The organism is Sphingobacterium sp. UME9 (assembly GCF_014170215.1).
GTDB classification, from domain to species: Bacteria; Bacteroidota; Bacteroidia; order Sphingobacteriales; family Sphingobacteriaceae; genus Sphingobacterium; species Sphingobacterium paramultivorum.
In genome coordinates this window covers 570,135-587,179 of sequence record NZ_LZZP01000013.1, presented here as the reverse complement: position 1 = coordinate 587,179, position 17,045 = coordinate 570,135, and the positions used below count along the sequence as shown (strand labels likewise).

The window sequence follows — 17,045 nt, the reverse complement described above, 5'->3', positions numbered from 1 at the left end:
TACAAATAACCAACTGAAAACAAGCGAATTAACATAAAAAACTTAAAAACAAACCGAGTACATTAAAACATAATCGCCTCATTTTTAAGTTTTTTTTAAGTGCTCTCTTATCTCAAAAACACAATTTGGTAACAATAAAAAAGATATATAGACTTTAAAATTAGGTCTTTGAATACAATATCCCGTCCACTCTTCACATTTTTTTCGATATTAGTAGTTATGACAGACCGCAAAGAAAATTCGACGAATGCAATCAATGAAAAAACATTACAACAGTTCTGTAACGCCTCAAAAACGTTGGCATTATTCAGTGGTCGATGGAAACTTTCGATTCTATTCAAACTCCTCGAGCAGGACACAAACTATTCGGAATTCAAAATTCTTCTGCCCCAAGTAAGCGATCGTACACTTGCGAAACAATTGAAAGAATTACAGCTGGATGGACTCATTCAAAAAGACCGAAGTAAAACAGCATCTGTCTATTCACTGACCGACAAAAGTCATCAGCTAAAACCCCTATTGGCAGCCCTTTCTGGGTTTAATAACGACCATCCTTAACTAAAATCAACCTGCTCCAAAAATTCAATCACCTCTCCATTTGGACTATAAACGAGGCTGTTGCGTACAAAAACATCTTTTTTACCTTGACTGAGCCTGAGTTCGAAAACACCGGCACTCAAATCCTCTGCACCATGGGCGAGAGCCTGTATTCGGGCATCTTCGGCATCTTCTACCGTAAAACACAAATGAAGTAGCGCATTCTCGACATACTCCTCCCCTTCTATACGCCTTCTTCCCTGCGTTGGAATAGCAGCATTCTTATCACAAATTTCCAAATAATAGCCTATAGAGGCATTAAAAAGCATGGCACAACGTTCTAAATTGAACTCGGGTAACGACCATTCATGCACGACAATAAAACCAAGATTTCCATAAAAGCCAATCGTTTTATCAAAATCCTGAGCCTTAATCGATAGGTGATGAAAACCCACAATATTATCTTTCAATTCCATAGGGTATAATTTTTGAACAAAACTAATGTGTTTTTCCGGAGACTGGAACAACTTACAAAATTGTAAGTTGCACTGGTCGTATCGAAAACCAACAAATACACGTTGTACTCCACAATGGAACCAGTTTCAACAAACTATCATCCACTTACATATGGCATAAAATGATCCTGAAAGATCGGACAGAAAACTATCCTCCAATCCCTTTGGACGAGAAAAGAGTATACGTTAAAACTAGCGGTATCAAAAGGGAGATTTTAAATTACAGGAGATAGATCTTATTATTTTAGTGTACTTTTGCCCGGTAAATTTTTCGATCTGAACAAGAGCCAAAAGCGTTGTCTACCATGAGTCTATAAAAATGGAGCATCCCTTAGACATCATCTCGATGGACTTTGCTGCCAAAGTATCGTGACATCCAGCATAAGAAATCGAATGTTATAAATTCTTCAAAACTCAAGATAGAATGCGCAAAGTTTAAAGCCTTTGGTCTATATATATTTGCAAATAAAATGAAACAGCATCTTCACAGACAATTACGGATCTATAGATATGTGATCTATAGAGAGACATTAGTCGATCCTTGGGAACATTTTTGGTCATTTATTGGTGCATTTGTTGGGATATTTATTATCGCCTATATCCAATCACTTCATTTACCTTCGCTGGAAAATATCTTTTTGATAGGTTCTTTCGGAGCTTCCTCTGTTTTGGTTTATGGTGCCATACAAAGTCCACTTGCACAGCCACGCAATTTAATCGGCGGCCACGTTGTTTCTGCAATCGCCGGGGTTACCGTTGCACAGCTCCTTCCCGATATTATCTGGCTGACCGCTCCCTTTGCCGTTGCCCTGTCCATTGTTTGTATGCAGCATACACGCACGCTGCATCCTCCTGGTGGAGCAACTGCACTCATTGCAGTCAGCAGCGGAACAAAGATCTCTTCAATGGGATATTGGTATGTATTAAGTCCAGTACTATCAGGTTGCATAATTTTATTCCTGGTGGCTCTAATCTTTAACAATATCACGAAAAAGAGACATTATCCTGTAAAAAAATCACGTTTACGTCGTTCAAGAAGACAGCATTTAAAAACGCGTTTTGATAGCCCCAAGAGCCCGTCAAACCTATAAAGTACTGGAATCCCTCATTCTATCCAAATCTATCGGATAGAATGGGTACTTGATTCATATCCAAGCAAAATCCGCCGAAGATTCAGCTAAAATCAGCTATTTTGAGACTAGAAAGCCGCTATAGTCCATAAAATTACCTTTCCTTTAAATTAAGTAAATTCTCAAAATTAACTTGCGTAAATTTTAACAATTACCTAATTTCACAGACAGAATACATATTAATACACAAAAGTATTTCTATAAGAATAATTATTTAACAAAAAATTATTTAAATCAAAACCATTATTTAAAAAACACGTTAACTATTTTATTAATTACATTTAATTATATACTAACAACCTAAACCAATCATGACCAGATTTACTCAAACAGTGCTGTTGATTCTGTTAATCTTCACAAGTCAACTTGTCGTTAATTGTTCCTCGGATAAGGATCCAATTGATGAAATCGAAAATTCGACCAGTTGGATGGACGACCTCGAAAAATCTTTAGGAACAGGCACAAAAGCCAAATTAAACAATTGGATAGCAAAAGGTTTGGACCAAACCAAACTCAAAGAAGCATTTTCCAAGTCAAAGGATAAGGCTGCTCTGCTGAATAACCTAGAAACAGCACAAAGTATTTATCATCAAAGGGTATACATTGAAGACTGGAACAATATCCCTGGAATAGAAAAATCTGATTATGTACCGAATGGCTTAGCCAATGGAAAAACTAGCCCATGGAATAACCCCGATTTAGATTTACCAGCAGTAGAGGCTGCCAACTTTGTGGACGCTACAGCGACAGAACTACCCCCAGGTACCAAAATATATCGTGTCACTGGAGGAAATCCTGCCGGTGGCTACTGGACCAAAGAGATTCCAAAATCCGTTGGCGAGGTAATCGGCGGTACTGCCGTTCAACCGGCATGGAATAACTTCAGTAAATTTTACCGGTATGAAGTTCCACAAGCAAAAACACTAAAAGTATGGCAGGGCGCCACCGCAAGACAGCCTATTGCCACAGGTATAATCAACCCCCATCTGCCAGGTAAAGCAATTCAGCTATTTATCCCTGCTACTGTCAGAGATGATGCCTTTAAACAACTAGTACAAGAAATTCCTTTACCATGGTAAATATCGAACTCATAAAAGAACATTATTTGCAGCTGTTGACTCTATTGCAACAAGAAATTCCACTCAACCAGTCCGCTCAGGCGTTTTTAGACTATGTTCTTCTTTATAAGAATAAATTTTCAAGCGCAGAAAATGCAGACAATGTACAACAGCTTCGGGAGTTTTTGAGAGGAGCAAACCGATTTGCAGATGAGTTTTCATTTTCAGATCAGAACGGCAGCCAAATACAGTTCTCGCTAAAAAGTCTCTATGACCTATTGAATACCGCTATTTAATAACTTATAAATGAGCGTTTTTGGCTTGTAAACCAAAAACGCTCATTTATAAGTTATCCTTCACATCCTCTAAAACGGATGTCATGGCCCGATAGATTCCATACAATAAGAATAGTAGACTTGTAATTGTAAGCCCCAGATACTCCACCACCCACGCAATAAGTATAGCCACAAGGTGAATTTTACCATTCTCCGGTTTAAATGCCGCTCCCGAATAAACGTAGTAAGCGATGGAACCAAATAACACCAACCATATCACCGCATAAACATAATGAAGTGGGTTTTTGCTGAGCTTTTTATTTTTAAACATGTGTCAAGTTTTATGATTTGTTGGCCATTCGCTTATCTAAACAGCAAACGTATATGTTGTCAAATGTAAGCCGTGGCCCAGCTTTTCGCAAGGCACAACTATAATTCGCATCCTATGGTTTAATATTCGCAGTACCGATAAAAAAATCGGCATCAGCAATGGTCGGCATTTAGCTACTTCGCTACCTTAACAACAAAAGAAAAAGTCCCTTACATTACTGCAAGGGACTTTACGATAACCGATTATTCCGATATGATTTCTATGCCGTTGGAAATTTGCTCATATCCATATAAAATATCTCCCAGGTATGACCGTCAAAATCTTCAATACTTCGCTGTTGCATAAAACCGTAGTCTTTCATTGGCGTTGGTTCAATGCCTCCGGCTTTCAATCCATTATCAACAATTTCGTTCACACGATCCAAACCAGAAACAGAAAGTGAAAGTAGTGCTGCAATCTGTTTTTTTGTATCTGCAAGCGGTTTTTCTGTAAATGTTTTAAATTTATCCGGAGATAAAAGCATCACAAAAATATGCTCACTCCAAACCATACATTTGCCTTGTTCATCGGAAAACTGAGGATTATTCGTAAAGCCCAATTGTGTATAAAAATCCATTGACTTATTCACATCTGCTACGACGAGATTAATAAATATCTGTTTCATCATTTTAAAGTTTAATTGCTATTGATCATGCAAAGTTGAAAATTTTCATCCAAAAAAAACTTGGCCTATGCGAAGATTTTTATGCAGCATCAATGAATAAGCAGCGGAATGACCATACCTTATATGGATAGCTCATTATATAGATCGCTTGTTACTTAGAGAGCTCATTCAATTCGGCCTGTGAAAACACATGATCACCTTTGAGATAACTATTTGCTTCTTTTAAATACGTATAGATCACTTCTCGCCCCTTAGGATTGGGCAATTTATGTAAGTTGTGCACCAAATATTCCTTGTCCCGCAATCGATCTTTACTATAGCTTAAAAAAGAGGGTGCATGTGTCTGCACGCTCCAACGAATAAAACGTAAATCGATATTATCGGGATATTTCATGATCATTTCCTCCAAAAGCTTTTTCCCTTTCTTGAATTGACCTAGTTTTGTAAACGGATTGCCCATATGTTTCGCCCATAATATTTCATAAGCAGCCAGGTATCCTTTCTCCGTTGCGGAATTGGCAGCTCCCTCCAATAATTTCAGATTCGCTTCACAGAGTTTCTTATTTTGAACAGCAGTAGCGTACTCGGCTCGCATTTTATCAACATCAACTTGACCAAAACAACATATCGCACATAATACCAAAGAGACACAGACAAAAAATCGTATAACCATTTTCAATTCAATTAAAGTAAAAAATAGAACGCTGTTCTAGTAATATAACAACATCGACAAGCTTTGAGTTTTCTTATTTTTTAATCCGCTGAGAATGCCGTTTGTTTTGCCATTTTCCCAATACGATCAATAATACTCCTATTAAGACGAAAACCAAGGTTACTCCAAAGCTGTTCAAAAGAACCCTGTCCATTCCCAATTCGGAAACATTGACAAAAGGATACGGATAAAACCCAGAAAATGAACCATGCCACAACGTGTAAAAAAGATAGACTAATGGGAAGATCAACCAATAAAAAATATGGCTCCAACGGATTGTTCCCTTGTCCAAAAAACGCCACCAAAAAAGAAAAAAACTCAAAGGAGTGACCACATGCAATAATTCGTCAACTACCATTGATAAACCCTGTGGATGCGACAGAAAGCGGAGTATGGTATTATAGATAATTCCGACAATAAGAATGTATAATGTTACGGCAGTAATTGTTTCGGGTTTAGTAAAAAATAGGCCCACTCGACTTTTCGACCAGAAAACAGTAAAAAAACAGCATAGCAGAACCATTACATTACCTAGAATCGTAAAATAACTAAAAAACTGGACAATATAGTCCATGCGGCCAAGCTTTGAAACGAGAGCACTTAATACAAATTGCCCAACGACTGCAAACAAGGTAATCAAACCAATGCTACCAGCAAAAACCGATTTTAATGACTTTGAGCTTCCATATTACGAGTGGTCTATACAATACTAAATATAAAAATTTCAATCGCTATTTGGAATTTTAAATGATCAAATCCAATTCACCGCTGTTCGAACCCGGAATCCAGATTGTAAATAATTGCAACGAATTGTAAATGGATTCAGTTTCCTTACTTACAATTATTATTTTTATACGCTATAAAGTATTGATAAATGATTAGAGTAGCCATCATCGAGGATGAACCCGCCGTACGCAAAGAAATCAGCTATTTGGTCCAACAGGAAACTGACGTTGAACTTGTTGGCTGGAGCGATACGGTGACAAATGCTGTAAAATTGATTGAAGAGAAACAACCAGACGTTATACTCATGGATATTCAGCTCCGTGATGGTACAGCATTTGACATCCTAAAAAAGCTAACCGTTATTCCACAGAATATTATTTTCATTACGGCCTACAATCATTTTGCAATCAAAGCCATCAAATACGGTGCTTTGGATTATCTCTTGAAACCGGTCGATCAAACCGAACTAAACGAAGCCTTAGAACGTTACCGGCGTAAAAGCGAAAATAATCCGCAATGGATGCAACGTTTATCAATGGCACAAGAAGCTTTACATGCCAGTGAACTTCCCGAAAGCATTGCCTTGTCTTCCATACACCATGTACGTATCGTCCCTGTTCACAACATCGTATACTGCAAAGGAGACGGTCCCTATACTTTTTTCTTTTTAAATGATGGTACAAAAGAGTTAATCTCTAAACCCCTCAAATATTATGAAGAATTATTGCCACAGCCTTATTTCTTACGCACCCATCAATCGTATCTTGTCAACAGGTCGCATATTTCTGGTGTCAATCGTTCCGAATATATTGTCTTAAAAAACAAAGAGGAAATTCCAATTTCATCACGCAGAAAAAATTCGATCTTAAATCAGCTTTTCCCAGAAAAATGAGCGCACTGAACCGCATTTTCCCTTGGCTACTACTGTCTTTGTTTTTTATCGCTTGCGCTCAAAAGAAAGACGGATTATCGCCCGACCATGATGCTATTGCTGCACAGATTAAAACGCTCGAAGACCAAAAATTAAATGCAGCAAATGGAGATTCCATCAAACAGGCCTGGTTAACGTTAGACCAAAATTCCACCGTAAAAAAAGACACGGTACTCGCTGCCCGTGTAAAATATTACCTGGCACGACTCTATGCTATGAACGGTCAAGATTCGGCTCTTTTTTTTGTTCAACAGGCGCTCGAACTCATTGAACCCACCACTGGAAACGCAAAATACAAAGCACTTATTTACAACGGTATAGGAAACATCCGTAGCATAGAAGCAAAACAACGCGAAGCGGGCTATTATTATAACAAAGCCGCTACGATTGTTTTATCGGACACCGCAGCAGGACTGTCAACCGAAGCGAAATCAGCGATATTACTGTCCGCTGCCCAAAACAACTTGAGCTCCTTCCAGTATAACCTTGCAGAAAAAATGAATCGTTCGGTACTCCCCCTAATTGATTCACTTCCTGAAGGACATATTAACCGACAACGCGTATTGGTACAAATGATACAGACGCTGAACACCTTACAACGGCCAGCAGAAGATATTGCCCCCTTCCTTCATCAACTCGAAGAATTACACGCTAAAAATCCAAACAAATACAACATTAGTTTTCTTTACGATTCGAAGATCCAATACTATGAAACGGCTAAAAAACCGGATTCCATTTTACATTACGAGTTGCTAAAAATAGCAATAGATGAACGCTTGCACCAACAAACAGCGTCCTCTATACTGATGAACAATTTATTTGTAGATTACAGTAATGTAGCCGCAATCTATGTTTCATTAAATAAACCGGCATTGGGAGAAAAATTCATCCAAAAAGCCAGCAAACTTAAAGCGCAGTTTCCCAAATTAATCTTTCCCAACAACGAAATTACATTTCAAAACAGTCTCGCAGCCGTCTATCGCCTGCAAGGAAAAGATAAAGCAGCTATAGACGTATTAAATCACCTTGTGCAATTACAAAGGGGTATTTACCAATCGGAGAATACACAAGCGATCGCAGAAATGAATGCCCTTTATCAACTCCAGGCGAAAGATCAGTCTATTCGTATACTGAACGAAAATATCAAGATCAATAAACTTCAACTACAACAAAATCGTTTAGGACTCATCATTTCCTCGTTAGCAGTAATTTTACTGATCATCGTACTTTTCTTCCTATACTACAGTTTTCGCCAGCGCCGTTCCATACAAGAGAAAGAAAAGGTCTTATTGCAGCAGCAGTTGTTGCGCACACAGATGGAACCACACTTTATTTTCAATACCCTTTCCGCTGTACAGAGCTTCATGCGCCTAGATAAAAAAGAAAATGCTATCAAATATTTGAACCGTTTCAGCCGACTATTACGTAGTAATCTCGAATTAAGCCGTGAAAACCTCGTTCCATTAAATGAGGAACTTGAAACCTTAGAAAACTATTTGATCTTACAGCAAATGCGTTTTGAAGATGCTTTTCATTACCACATCACACAACCTGAAGATCAAGATTTAAGTGCAGTCATGCTACCGCCAATGCTGATACAACCCTATGTTGAAAATGCAATTCTACATGGTATAGATCTCGAAACAGGCAATAGCCGTATCGACATCCAATTTGAACTGTCAGCAGATATCCTAAGAGTGAGCATTCAAGATAGCGGCAAAGTCAATCCAGACATTCCTGAAATATCCCATCGTTCACTTTCTGGAACGATCAGTCGTGAACGCATGCAGCTGTTGGGCAAGAAAGCAAGTGTACAGATCACCAAAAACCCAACTGCAGGCACCACGGTCACACTCCTTATACCAATTACCTATTAACGATTTATATTATTTAAACAAACTACAGCGCATTCAACTTGTCATCTAATATCAAGATAGGATATAAATTGTAGCGCAATTTCATTCGTTATCCATGGAAAATCAATTAAATTAATTAAATTCGTTTATAAACCAACGAAATAGCGTTTTGAACACAATTTTCAAATTTATAGTCGCTTAATTTAGCCTCACAAACCACAGGCTAATTATTCTTTTATTCGGATAACTCCTATCCGAACATGTTTTCATTTCACCCTATTATTCTCGGTATTGTTAGCTCAGGAGAGTATTTTATGCTATTTCAGTATTTAAAATACCACATCCCATCCTTTCCAATATCGTCGATAATATCAAAAATCAAATAAAGAATATTAAGCGCGACTACAACTCATGCGAAAAGAATATATCTGGGAGATCAAAGCACACAACACTCCCCTTCTCAAAAGATCCTGCAGCCATTGCGATAGTGATAGGTTCTACTGCAGTGAAAAGTTCAGAATGAATGCACAGAAAAAAAATATCGACGTTTGGTTGATTTATAGATGTATCAAATGTGATAACACCTACAATATGACCATTATTTCCCGTACAAGCCCCGAATCCATCAACAAGGAACTGTTTCATAGATTTCAGGAAAACAACAGGGAACTAGCATGGCAATATGCTTTTTCAACAGAAATTAGAAAAAAGAACAATCTTGAAGCAGATTTCGATACCATCAAATATGAAATACAGCATGAACAGCTGTTCATTGAAAATTTGCACAGCACAAACGAAGACACCTTATCCTTCAAAGTCATCTATGCATTCGGCTTTCAGCTCAAACTATCCACCGTCATTCGTAACTGTTTAAAACTATCATCCAAGCAGCTTGACCGACTCATCACTATGCAGGCAATTACTGTACATGGAAAATTTCTAGAAAAAAAACATCGCGTCAAACATGAGGATATTGTGAAAATATCATGTGAAGCATTGAAACGCATAACCCAATAAACAAACGGCGAGCAATCCTATAATTGCCCGCCGTCTTATGAACTAAACACAAACTAAATTTCATTGCAGGTTCTCCCCCTGCTCATTGGCATTATTTATTTTTGTTTCATTTTATCCGCTAAAAGTTTCATGTAAAAACCTCCAACAACACTACGCGCCTTAAAGTTTTCACGGATCCCCGTAGTCGAATCATAAAAATCATTTAATGGGACACGGGATTCCGTTTGAATCGCATGATTATAGACTGGTTTCACCAAAGCTTCAAATGCTTCTTTTGATGGAGCAAATGATGCTGTCCAAAGAATCCAGTCATTTTTGGTGTACGCTTTGCGACTATCCAATGGTATGCCAAATCTATTTTGCTTGGTCAGGTAATACTTAATTTCCGTATCATACACTTTTTGCGGAAACAGATTCAATCCCAACACTTTATCCCAGATCAAATTATATTTTTGACTCCAGGTATTTTTATCATCAAATGTCAGCGCGTAATGGTCGCCCGCATCTGCCATTTCCATCCATTTCGGAACCATTTCCTCGGCAATTGCACGGTATTTTTTTGCGATTGCTGTTTCACCAATGGCCTCCGCTAGCTGCGCATAACAGGCAATCCCCACAATAGCTTTAACAGATAAATTGGCATTTCGTGCAAGATGACCAGCAAAATCGTCTGTACAGAGCTGCGTTTTAGGGTCAAAGCCATCTTTAACGAGATAATCTACCCAAGTTGTCAATGTTTTCCAATGCTTCCTGGCATAGTCCCCATTCCCTTGCACTTTCGCGATTGCCGCAGTTAAAATAATCATATTGCCCGATTCCTCCACAGGCATAGGTTCGCCATAGGTTTGACCATTGGCCAATGGATACGTACCCAAATCGTGAGCCGCCCAAGGATATGGATATTTACCGCTCTCGCTAAAATAAAATATTCCAGTTAACATCCCTTTCAACAGCTCCGGATTATAGATCAAATACAATGGTGCTGAAGGATAAGTGACATCCACGGTATTGATAAAACCACCACTATTATTTTCTTTGGAAAGCCATAGCAATTCATTTTGTGGACTTTTCACTAAGGTATGTGCTGCTATACTTTGGCGATAAGCTAGCACACTAAGATGTGCATATTCTTTTCCACCCGATTTTAGCGCATCCGCATAAACTGCTTTGTCGAATGCTACGCACTTATCGAGCACATTACGATACTCATCTGCAGCCAAAGTCAGCTGATTTTCCATCGTTTCTTTGCCAGAATTGTTCCACCATGGTCTCAGGTTATTTTTGAAATACTGAATCGCATAAATTTCATCGTAGCCCACCTCAACAAAACGTTCCTCCGCTTTCGCCCCCACATTGCCAAACGGAATGACCGTGTTCAGCGCAAGTGAGGTACCCTTAACAATTTTTGCAGCGGTCGTTGTTCCCTTTCTAAAGGCGTCGACGGCTCCGCCCCTCGGACTAATAAACTGTTGCGTTTTATCCTGCTTTGGTGAAGCAACATAAAAATACCCCCAGTCTATCCGCATATCATCGGCACCTTTCTGCAAAATAGGCTGTTCGACCGTTCCCGCTTTTAGTACCGACAATTTTGCCGTTTCATATTTTTCGGCAGTTACTTCCTGTGAAGGCTTATACACCGCAATATTTGTGGATGCACTTAGAAAAACCTTAACCGCATGCTGCTTGCCATCGTTTGCTTTTACGTTATACGTGATATAGCTTACCGGTCGAGCCAATAAATTCAGATCATCCATAAGCAAAGGCGACGTAAAGCTTAGTTTCAGATCCACCTTACCGGCCTGAAAATTATAGACCGTACGCGTCGCTGTTATTTCCACATCTTTTTGCACGGCTTCTTGAATCCGTGGCCCACGCTCTTTAAGCCTGTCGACCAAACCAAAATCCAGGTAACGACCGCCAGCACTATTCTTCAAATGGATGGCAATATGATTTTGCCCGGCCTTCAAATTCGCCTTGTCAATCGGTAAATAGTGAAAGCTGTTAGTCCAACCTATCTTTTCGTAAACCTTCTTCCCATTCAAAAATACGTCTATATTATCATCATGATTGAGTTTTAGAAACAGCTCATTGATGCCCTTGGGATCCGCTACGGAAAACTCACGTCTCACCCAGATATCGTCCGATTTCCAAAGCGTCTTTACCTGTTGCGCATCATCACCGATGGGTGCAAGTCCCGATTTCCACGCATTCGTCTTATAAGCGGAAGACTCCCAGCCGCCTTGAGGTTTTGATTCAGTATATTGTACCGTATACGATTTATCTTCCGAAGTCGGTAGAATAACCGCATAACTAGGCTCTTCTTTGCCAAGAAAACGATAAATATTACCATCAACATCAATTAAGCCCAACAGCGAATGATCAGCGTCTGTCCAGTGTTTCGTTGTCGACGCATGAAGCTGATCCGTCATGGACCATATACTAAAATTGGGGTTGTGCGTAATCAATGGATAAGCCGGAGCTTTGCGTTCTTGGGCTTGTCCATCTAAAACAGTAGAAGCACAGGCCAAAACAAAGCAGAGACCTATCTTCCCGAGTTTGTTCATTGCATGAATAGATTTTTGAAAAGGTTTAATCATATTTTTTGGATAAATTAGCTATACAGTTTTCCCCATTGAGCATATGCCCAATCGTTTTAACAAAGAAAGTTGGAATAATTTAAATTCAGCTGTCGCATCGTATCATTTTACCTTCAATTTATATCATATTTGACATGCTGCCATCTAATCAAGATAATTATTATCTTTGAGAACCCGTCCGATCGTTATGTGCAAAATGACCTAATAAACATCGGCATTCAATTTTACCAACAACACAATGAGAAGTATTTACGTTTATTTCTTAATGACCATATCTTGTCTTTTTTCAACGAGCACACAGCTTTATGCACAAGAAACAGATTCGGTCAATAAAAAAGAATTGGATCTGAGTTCCTTACTGAACGGAATCAGACAACAGCAAATTAATGATTCTCTTGAACGGGTAAAGCTTCAGAATGAAATTGCCGATCTTAAAAGTCAAAATAGCCCCAAAAAGGAAAATTTAAAACAGCAGCTGAATGAGTTTGACGAAGAAAATAACCTTCGGAAGCAGCAGCTTAAAGTTAAAGTAGACTCCATCAAAAAAAACACAAAAAGATATGCAGTCGCGCCATTTCAGGATACCCTCTTCTATATCTATAATAAACTTGGATCATCATTAGCCAAAGACCGAGCTTACAATGTGGTCAGCAGAATCCATAATCTATATGAAGACGATTTTGTGAAAGTAGATTCGTTTAAAATCGAAAACAACGAAATCAGTGCCGACATCGTTTATAAAGATCTCGTCATAACTTCCGTCACAGAACTCGATGCTCTTCTTGAAGGAAAAAGCAAAGAAGAGATTGCGGCAAACTACCTAAAAAGAATTCAGGATTCAATCACAACGGAACGTGCAGATAACAGCATTACAAAACTTCTTACCCGTATTGGGCTTGTATTTCTCATTCTCGTCGTTTTTTCAATATTGATTTTATTGATAAACAAATTGAAAAAATATGGTACACAACGTATATTAACGGAAAGAACACAACGGATCAAAGACGTTAAGATCAAAAATTACGTACTTGTCACTTCGGTACAAAAAACACGGATGTTTATTAATGCCATAAATATCTTACGCTGGGGCTTGATCGTCCTCATTGCCTTTATCATGCTGCCGATTGTCTTCAGTGTGTTTCCATTTACACAAAGCTGGGCATCCAATCTCATTGGACTCTTCACAAAACCCCTGAAGACTGCAGTTTTGGCAATTTGGGATTATATTCCCAATCTGATTACCGTATTTGTCATACTCGTTGTCATGCGTTATGCCGTTCGATTCATAAAGTATATTTTTACCGAAATTGACAAAGGCAAATTAGAGGTCAATGGCTTTCATCGCGATTTTGCCATGCCTACCTTTACTATTGTTCGCTTTCTGCTCCAAGCCTTCACACTGGTACTCATATTCCCGTACCTACCTGGCGCAAATTCAGATATCTTTAAAGGAATATCCGTATTTATTGGTGTCCTATTCTCTTTAGGATCATCTTCTGCGATTTCCAATATCATAGCGGGACTTGTGATCACCTATATGCGTCCTTTCCGTATCGGAGACCGTATTACCATCGCCGACAAAACAGGCGTTGTTATCGAAAAATCACCACTGGTAACAAGGCTTCGAACGATAAAAAATGAAGAAATTACCATCCCCAATTCCTCGGTACTTTCCGGAAATACCGTCAATTATTCTACCTTCTCTGAAGATGGAATCTGCTTTCAGGTGGAATTGACAGTCGGTTATGAAGAACCTTGGCAACGTATACACGAATTGCTCCTGAACATCCCACCCCGAATAAAAAGGGTCAACCTTAACCCCGCGCCATTTGTCTTACAAAAAAAATTAGACGACTTCTATGTCCTCTATGAACTGAATGTATACATCGCTAAATCTGGTGAAATTGAACTGGCAAAATCTGAAATTTTTCAATCGATCTTAGATGACTTTCTAGCTGCTGGAATTGAAATGAATGGCCCACACCTATTTGCCAAAGTTGACCATGTAGAACAATATAATCCAAAAATGCCCAACAGCTCGTATAATAACTGATCTGAAAGCACAATTTTTAGCTGATTACTGCAAAGAATATGTGATGCGTTTTGACCGATATGCATATCCTGTTGAATTCATCCACTGTTGTGAGCTTATGAGCTAAAGATGTAAAACGTAGATTAACTCTTCGGCCTCCACCCCGTCAGGCCAGACAACATCCCTGGATTGCGTATATTTAAAATGAAATGACTGATTCGCTGCTTTCGACGCATCGTTCCCCACCCGATGGGATACCGTAATCTGGCCACACCCACGCTCACGTGCCCATGCGATACGCGCTTCATAAAACAAACGGGATAAACCCTGGCCTCTATGACTCTCCTGAATGAAAGAAGCGATCAAAATCGCGTTTGATTCATCTGCCCTATCCAATACAACACCAGTCAGCCCGACCAATATTCCCTGGTTATACAAGCCGAACATCGCACATTTGGGATTATCAAGCAAGGCCATCCATTCTGCATCACTGTACCCGGCTTCTTTTTGATAGTTGCTACCAAAAACCTCAGGGGTAGAAAATAAGGCATCCAGTCTAATTTTTTTATATTCCTGCCATTCTCCTATTTCTAAACGTCTTAGTTCATATTTTTCCATTTCTGGCACCTTTCTTTGCTTATCTTTCAGCGTAAATATACTTAAGCAAGCGCAATAAATGAACACTGGACCAGCTACATTATTCAAATTGGACTAGCTCAGTTGCATCTATTGGCTGTAATTTTGGATAAAATCAAGAAATAGCTATTTGCATGTATGTACCCAAACATTTCCAGTTCGAAGATTACGCAGAAAAGGTTGAATTTATGCAACAATATAGTTTTGCGACCATTGTATCGATTAAAGAGGGGATTCCAATAGCCACACAGCTCCCCTTCCACATCCGTACAGATAAAGATCAGCTGCTTTTAGCATCACACTTCGCTCGCGCAAACGAACAAGCCAATTATATCGAAAATACGCCTTCATTGGTTATTTTCTCCGAACCACATGCTTATATCTCACCACAACACTATGACAAGGAAGAAAGTGTGCCAACCTGGGATTACATCGCTGTACATGCCTATGGCCTTGCATCCATCCTTACAGACGAAAAAGCAAAAAGTAAAGCCTTAGAACAGATGATCCTGAGTTACGACGAAACCTATTTAACACAATGGGAAAGCCTTTCCGATCGTTTTAAAAGTGGTATGATGCGAGGTATCGTCGCCTTCGAACTTGTCGTTACGGATTTACAGGGCCAAAAAAAATTAAGTCAAAATAAAAGTGAAACAGAAAGACAGCGTATCCGTGATTTTCTAAAAAATAGCGACAATGAGCTCGAAAGAAATATTGCCGCAGCAATGAAAAATGGATCAATAAGTAATGAAAAAAAATGAACACACACACTGACATAGCAATCACACAGGTAAAACTAACAGATATTGACCTGCTGCAGCAAATAGGAAAAGCAACATTTATTCAGACCTTTTCAGACACGAATACCGAAGAGAATATGAAGACCTATCTGGCCGAAGGGTTTTCAAAGGAAAAATTATTGTCCGAGCTCTGCGATAACGAATCTGAATTTTACTTCGCTGTCTTGAAAAATGATGTTATTGGCTACCTAAAAGTAAATACCGGCCAGGCCCAGACCGAACAACAGTGCCCCCAGGCATTAGAAATTGAACGCATCTATGTATTACAGGAATTTCAGGGTAGAAAAGTGGGGCAGTTATTGTTTGAAAAAGCGCTAGCCTTAGCCCAAATAAAAGCAGCTTCATTTATCTGGCTTGGTGTTTGGGAAAAAAACTTGCGGGCAATCAATTTCTATCAGAAAAATGGTTTTGTCGCATTCGACCAGCATATTTTTCAACTGGGTGACGATAAACAAATAGATATCATGATGAAAAAAACAGTACAACCACATGCATGAGTTTATAGCAGAAAATATACAGGTCATACAACAACGTATTGATGAAACCTGCAAAGCAAGCCGTCGCGATCCCCGCGAGGTAAAATTATTGCTGGCCACTAAAACCGTACCTGCCGAACGTATAGAAATCGCACTACAAACTGGTCAAACCTTAATTGCTGAAAATAAAGTGCAGGAACTGAAAGACAAATTTGAGTATTTAAACGCTGTTCCCCATGTCAATCATTTTATTGGTCATCTTCAAACCAATAAGATCAAGGATCTGCTCAAATGCAACGTATCCTGCATCCATTCGATCGACCGTATAGATCTCGCCGAAAAATTGCATCAGCGACTTTTAAAGGAAGATAAAACCATGGAAGTGCTCATTCAAGTAAATACTTCCTTCGAAGAGAGCAAGTACGGCGCTGCCCCAGAGGAAGTGATCGGCCTGGTTCAGCAAATAGCGACATTAAGCACACTAAAGATTAAAGGACTGATGACTATCGGTATATTGAGTACCGAGGCCGAACAGGTACGAGCCTGTTTTCAATTGCTCAAACATATTCAACAACAGATTATAGCCCTAGCTATTCCCGGTGTATCGATGCAAGAATTATCGATGGGCATGAGCGGGGATTTAGATATAGCGATAGCGGAGGGCGCTACGATTGTCAGGGTAGGCACGGCAATTTTTGGACAACGTCCTACACCAGATAGTTATTACTGGAATGAGAACCTATAACATAAAA

General features: G+C 39.1%; 18 protein-coding genes. 11 read left to right on the top strand and 7 right to left on the bottom strand.

Going from position 1 to position 17,045, the window contains the following annotated elements:
• Positions 1 to 219: 219 nt before the first annotated feature.
• Positions 220 to 558 carry a helix-turn-helix domain-containing protein gene (locus tag A9970_RS21605; protein WP_115050077.1) on the top strand — a complete coding sequence of 113 codons (339 nt, stop codon included), beginning with the start codon at positions 220 to 222 and terminating at the stop codon, positions 556 to 558.
• Here the strand turns inward: A9970_RS21605 and A9970_RS21600 are convergent.
• Positions 555 to 1,013, bottom strand: a complete 459-nt coding sequence (locus A9970_RS21600) for a VOC family protein (protein WP_182983652.1) — start codon at positions 1,011 to 1,013, stop codon at positions 555 to 557. The genes A9970_RS21605 and A9970_RS21600 overlap by 4 nt on opposite strands.
• 509 nt (positions 1,014 to 1,522) lie before the next feature.
• On the opposite strand from A9970_RS21600, the gene A9970_RS21595 reads away from it, so the two are divergent.
• The 3 genes from A9970_RS21595 (at position 1,523) to A9970_RS21585 (ending at position 3,536) form a co-directional block, all read left to right on the top strand.
• Positions 1,523 to 2,143 carry an HPP family protein gene (locus A9970_RS21595; protein WP_182983651.1) on the top strand — a complete coding sequence of 207 codons (621 nt, stop codon included), beginning with the start codon at positions 1,523 to 1,525 and terminating at the stop codon, positions 2,141 to 2,143.
• Between the two features lie 350 nt (positions 2,144 to 2,493).
• A complete protein-coding gene (locus A9970_RS21590) occupies positions 2,494 to 3,261 on the top strand; it encodes a hypothetical protein (RefSeq protein ID WP_182983650.1) in 768 nt (255 codons plus the stop codon).
• Entirely contained in the window at positions 3,255 to 3,536 is a 282-nt protein-coding gene (locus tag A9970_RS21585; protein WP_182983649.1) for a hypothetical protein, read from the top strand. Before A9970_RS21590 ends, A9970_RS21585 begins: the two co-directional genes overlap by 7 nt.
• Before the next feature lie 46 nt (positions 3,537 to 3,582).
• Here A9970_RS21585 and A9970_RS21580 read toward each other — a convergent pair whose 3' ends face one another.
• From A9970_RS21580 to A9970_RS21565, 4 genes are all read right to left on the bottom strand, one after another.
• Positions 3,583 to 3,846, bottom strand: coding sequence for a hypothetical protein (locus tag A9970_RS21580; RefSeq protein ID WP_182983648.1), 264 nt, complete (start codon positions 3,844 to 3,846; stop codon positions 3,583 to 3,585).
• A 259-nt stretch (positions 3,847 to 4,105) separates the two neighbouring features.
• Positions 4,106 to 4,513 carry a VOC family protein gene (locus A9970_RS21575; protein WP_145329544.1) on the bottom strand — a complete coding sequence of 136 codons (408 nt, stop codon included), beginning with the start codon at positions 4,511 to 4,513 and terminating at the stop codon, positions 4,106 to 4,108.
• 148 nt (positions 4,514 to 4,661) lie between these two features.
• Positions 4,662 to 5,183, bottom strand: a complete 522-nt coding sequence (locus A9970_RS21570; protein ID WP_153845241.1) for a hypothetical protein — start codon at positions 5,181 to 5,183, stop codon at positions 4,662 to 4,664.
• Positions 5,184 to 5,256: 73 nt separating this feature from the next.
• On the bottom strand, positions 5,257 to 5,796 hold the full coding sequence (locus A9970_RS21565; RefSeq protein ID WP_182983647.1) for a Pr6Pr family membrane protein: 540 nt from the start codon (positions 5,794 to 5,796) through the stop codon (positions 5,257 to 5,259).
• 300 nt (positions 5,797 to 6,096) lie between these two features.
• Here A9970_RS21565 and A9970_RS21560 point away from each other — a divergent pair, with 300 nt between their 5' ends.
• The 3 genes from A9970_RS21560 to A9970_RS21550 all read left to right on the top strand — a co-directional run bounded on the left by A9970_RS21560 (position 6,097) and on the right by A9970_RS21550 (position 9,752).
• The gene (locus A9970_RS21560; RefSeq protein WP_115050059.1) at positions 6,097 to 6,840 is read left to right on the top strand and encodes a LytTR family DNA-binding domain-containing protein; all 744 of its coding nucleotides are present in this window, start codon (positions 6,097 to 6,099) and stop codon (positions 6,838 to 6,840) included.
• Positions 6,837 to 8,756, top strand: a complete 1,920-nt coding sequence (locus A9970_RS21555) for a sensor histidine kinase (protein ID WP_182983646.1) — start codon at positions 6,837 to 6,839, stop codon at positions 8,754 to 8,756. The genes A9970_RS21560 and A9970_RS21555 overlap by 4 nt, the downstream gene beginning before the upstream one ends.
• Before the next feature lie 498 nt (positions 8,757 to 9,254).
• Entirely contained in the window at positions 9,255 to 9,752 is a 498-nt protein-coding gene (locus tag A9970_RS21550; protein ID WP_220801674.1) for a DUF1062 domain-containing protein, read from the top strand.
• A gap of 95 nt (positions 9,753 to 9,847) precedes the next feature.
• On the opposite strand, the gene A9970_RS21545 is transcribed toward A9970_RS21550, so the two are convergent.
• Positions 9,848 to 12,316, bottom strand: a complete 2,469-nt coding sequence (locus A9970_RS21545; protein WP_182984302.1) for a glutaminase family protein — start codon at positions 12,314 to 12,316, stop codon at positions 9,848 to 9,850.
• A 271-nt stretch (positions 12,317 to 12,587) separates the two neighbouring features.
• Here A9970_RS21545 and A9970_RS21540 point away from each other — a divergent pair, with 271 nt between their 5' ends.
• The gene (locus tag A9970_RS21540; RefSeq protein ID WP_182983644.1) at positions 12,588 to 14,402 is read left to right on the top strand and encodes a mechanosensitive ion channel family protein; all 1,815 of its coding nucleotides are present in this window, start codon (positions 12,588 to 12,590) and stop codon (positions 14,400 to 14,402) included.
• Positions 14,403 to 14,504: 102 nt separating this feature from the next.
• Here the strand turns inward: A9970_RS21540 and A9970_RS21535 are convergent, their stop codons facing one another.
• Positions 14,505 to 14,999, bottom strand: coding sequence for a GNAT family N-acetyltransferase (locus A9970_RS21535; RefSeq protein ID WP_182983643.1), 495 nt, complete (start codon positions 14,997 to 14,999; stop codon positions 14,505 to 14,507).
• Between the two features lie 152 nt (positions 15,000 to 15,151).
• Here A9970_RS21535 and A9970_RS21530 point away from each other — a divergent pair, with 152 nt between their 5' ends.
• From A9970_RS21530 to A9970_RS21520, 3 genes are read left to right on the top strand one after another with little or no spacing between them, the layout of a single operon-like run.
• Entirely contained in the window at positions 15,152 to 15,778 is a 627-nt protein-coding gene (locus tag A9970_RS21530) for an FMN-binding negative transcriptional regulator (RefSeq protein ID WP_182983642.1), read from the top strand.
• The gene (locus A9970_RS21525; RefSeq protein ID WP_182983641.1) at positions 15,775 to 16,314 is read left to right on the top strand and encodes a GNAT family N-acetyltransferase; all 540 of its coding nucleotides are present in this window, start codon (positions 15,775 to 15,777) and stop codon (positions 16,312 to 16,314) included. Before A9970_RS21530 ends, A9970_RS21525 begins: the two co-directional genes overlap by 4 nt.
• Positions 16,307 to 17,038 carry a YggS family pyridoxal phosphate-dependent enzyme gene (locus A9970_RS21520; protein WP_182983640.1) on the top strand — a complete coding sequence of 244 codons (732 nt, stop codon included), beginning with the start codon at positions 16,307 to 16,309 and terminating at the stop codon, positions 17,036 to 17,038. Before A9970_RS21525 ends, A9970_RS21520 begins: the two co-directional genes overlap by 8 nt.
• Positions 17,039 to 17,045: the final 7 nt, after the last annotated feature.

Excerpts from the sequence above, each read along its gene's own strand:
- A9970_RS21570 (WP_153845241.1), bottom strand. The coding sequence starts at position 5,183 with ATGGTTATACGATTTTTTGTCTGTGTCTCTTTGGTATTATGTGCGATA.
- A9970_RS21590 (WP_182983650.1), top strand. The coding sequence starts at position 2,494 with ATGACCAGATTTACTCAAACAGTGCTGTTGATTCTGTTAATCTTCACA.
- A9970_RS21540 (WP_182983644.1), top strand. The coding sequence starts at position 12,588 with ATGAGAAGTATTTACGTTTATTTCTTAATGACCATATCTTGTCTTTTT.
- A9970_RS21580 (WP_182983648.1), bottom strand. The coding sequence starts at position 3,846 with ATGTTTAAAAATAAAAAGCTCAGCAAAAACCCACTTCATTATGTTTAT.
- A9970_RS21525 (WP_182983641.1), top strand. The coding sequence starts at position 15,775 with ATGAACACACACACTGACATAGCAATCACACAGGTAAAACTAACAGAT.
- A9970_RS21605 (WP_115050077.1), top strand. The coding sequence starts at position 220 with ATGACAGACCGCAAAGAAAATTCGACGAATGCAATCAATGAAAAAACA.
- A9970_RS21555 (WP_182983646.1), top strand. The coding sequence starts at position 6,837 with ATGAGCGCACTGAACCGCATTTTCCCTTGGCTACTACTGTCTTTGTTT.
- A9970_RS21530 (WP_182983642.1), top strand. The coding sequence starts at position 15,152 with ATGTATGTACCCAAACATTTCCAGTTCGAAGATTACGCAGAAAAGGTT.
- A9970_RS21545 (WP_182984302.1), bottom strand. The coding sequence starts at position 12,316 with ATGAACAAACTCGGGAAGATAGGTCTCTGCTTTGTTTTGGCCTGTGCT.
- A9970_RS21565 (WP_182983647.1), bottom strand. The coding sequence starts at position 5,796 with ATGGACTATATTGTCCAGTTTTTTAGTTATTTTACGATTCTAGGTAAT.
- A9970_RS21535 (WP_182983643.1), bottom strand. The coding sequence starts at position 14,999 with ATGGAAAAATATGAACTAAGACGTTTAGAAATAGGAGAATGGCAGGAA.
- A9970_RS21575 (WP_145329544.1), bottom strand. The coding sequence starts at position 4,513 with ATGATGAAACAGATATTTATTAATCTCGTCGTAGCAGATGTGAATAAG.
- A9970_RS21600 (WP_182983652.1), bottom strand. The coding sequence starts at position 1,013 with ATGGAATTGAAAGATAATATTGTGGGTTTTCATCACCTATCGATTAAG.
- A9970_RS21560 (WP_115050059.1), top strand. The coding sequence starts at position 6,097 with ATGATTAGAGTAGCCATCATCGAGGATGAACCCGCCGTACGCAAAGAA.
- A9970_RS21550 (WP_220801674.1), top strand. The coding sequence starts at position 9,255 with ATGAATGCACAGAAAAAAAATATCGACGTTTGGTTGATTTATAGATGT.
- A9970_RS21585 (WP_182983649.1), top strand. The coding sequence starts at position 3,255 with ATGGTAAATATCGAACTCATAAAAGAACATTATTTGCAGCTGTTGACT.
- A9970_RS21595 (WP_182983651.1), top strand. The coding sequence starts at position 1,523 with ATGAAACAGCATCTTCACAGACAATTACGGATCTATAGATATGTGATC.
- A9970_RS21520 (WP_182983640.1), top strand. The coding sequence starts at position 16,307 with ATGCATGAGTTTATAGCAGAAAATATACAGGTCATACAACAACGTATT.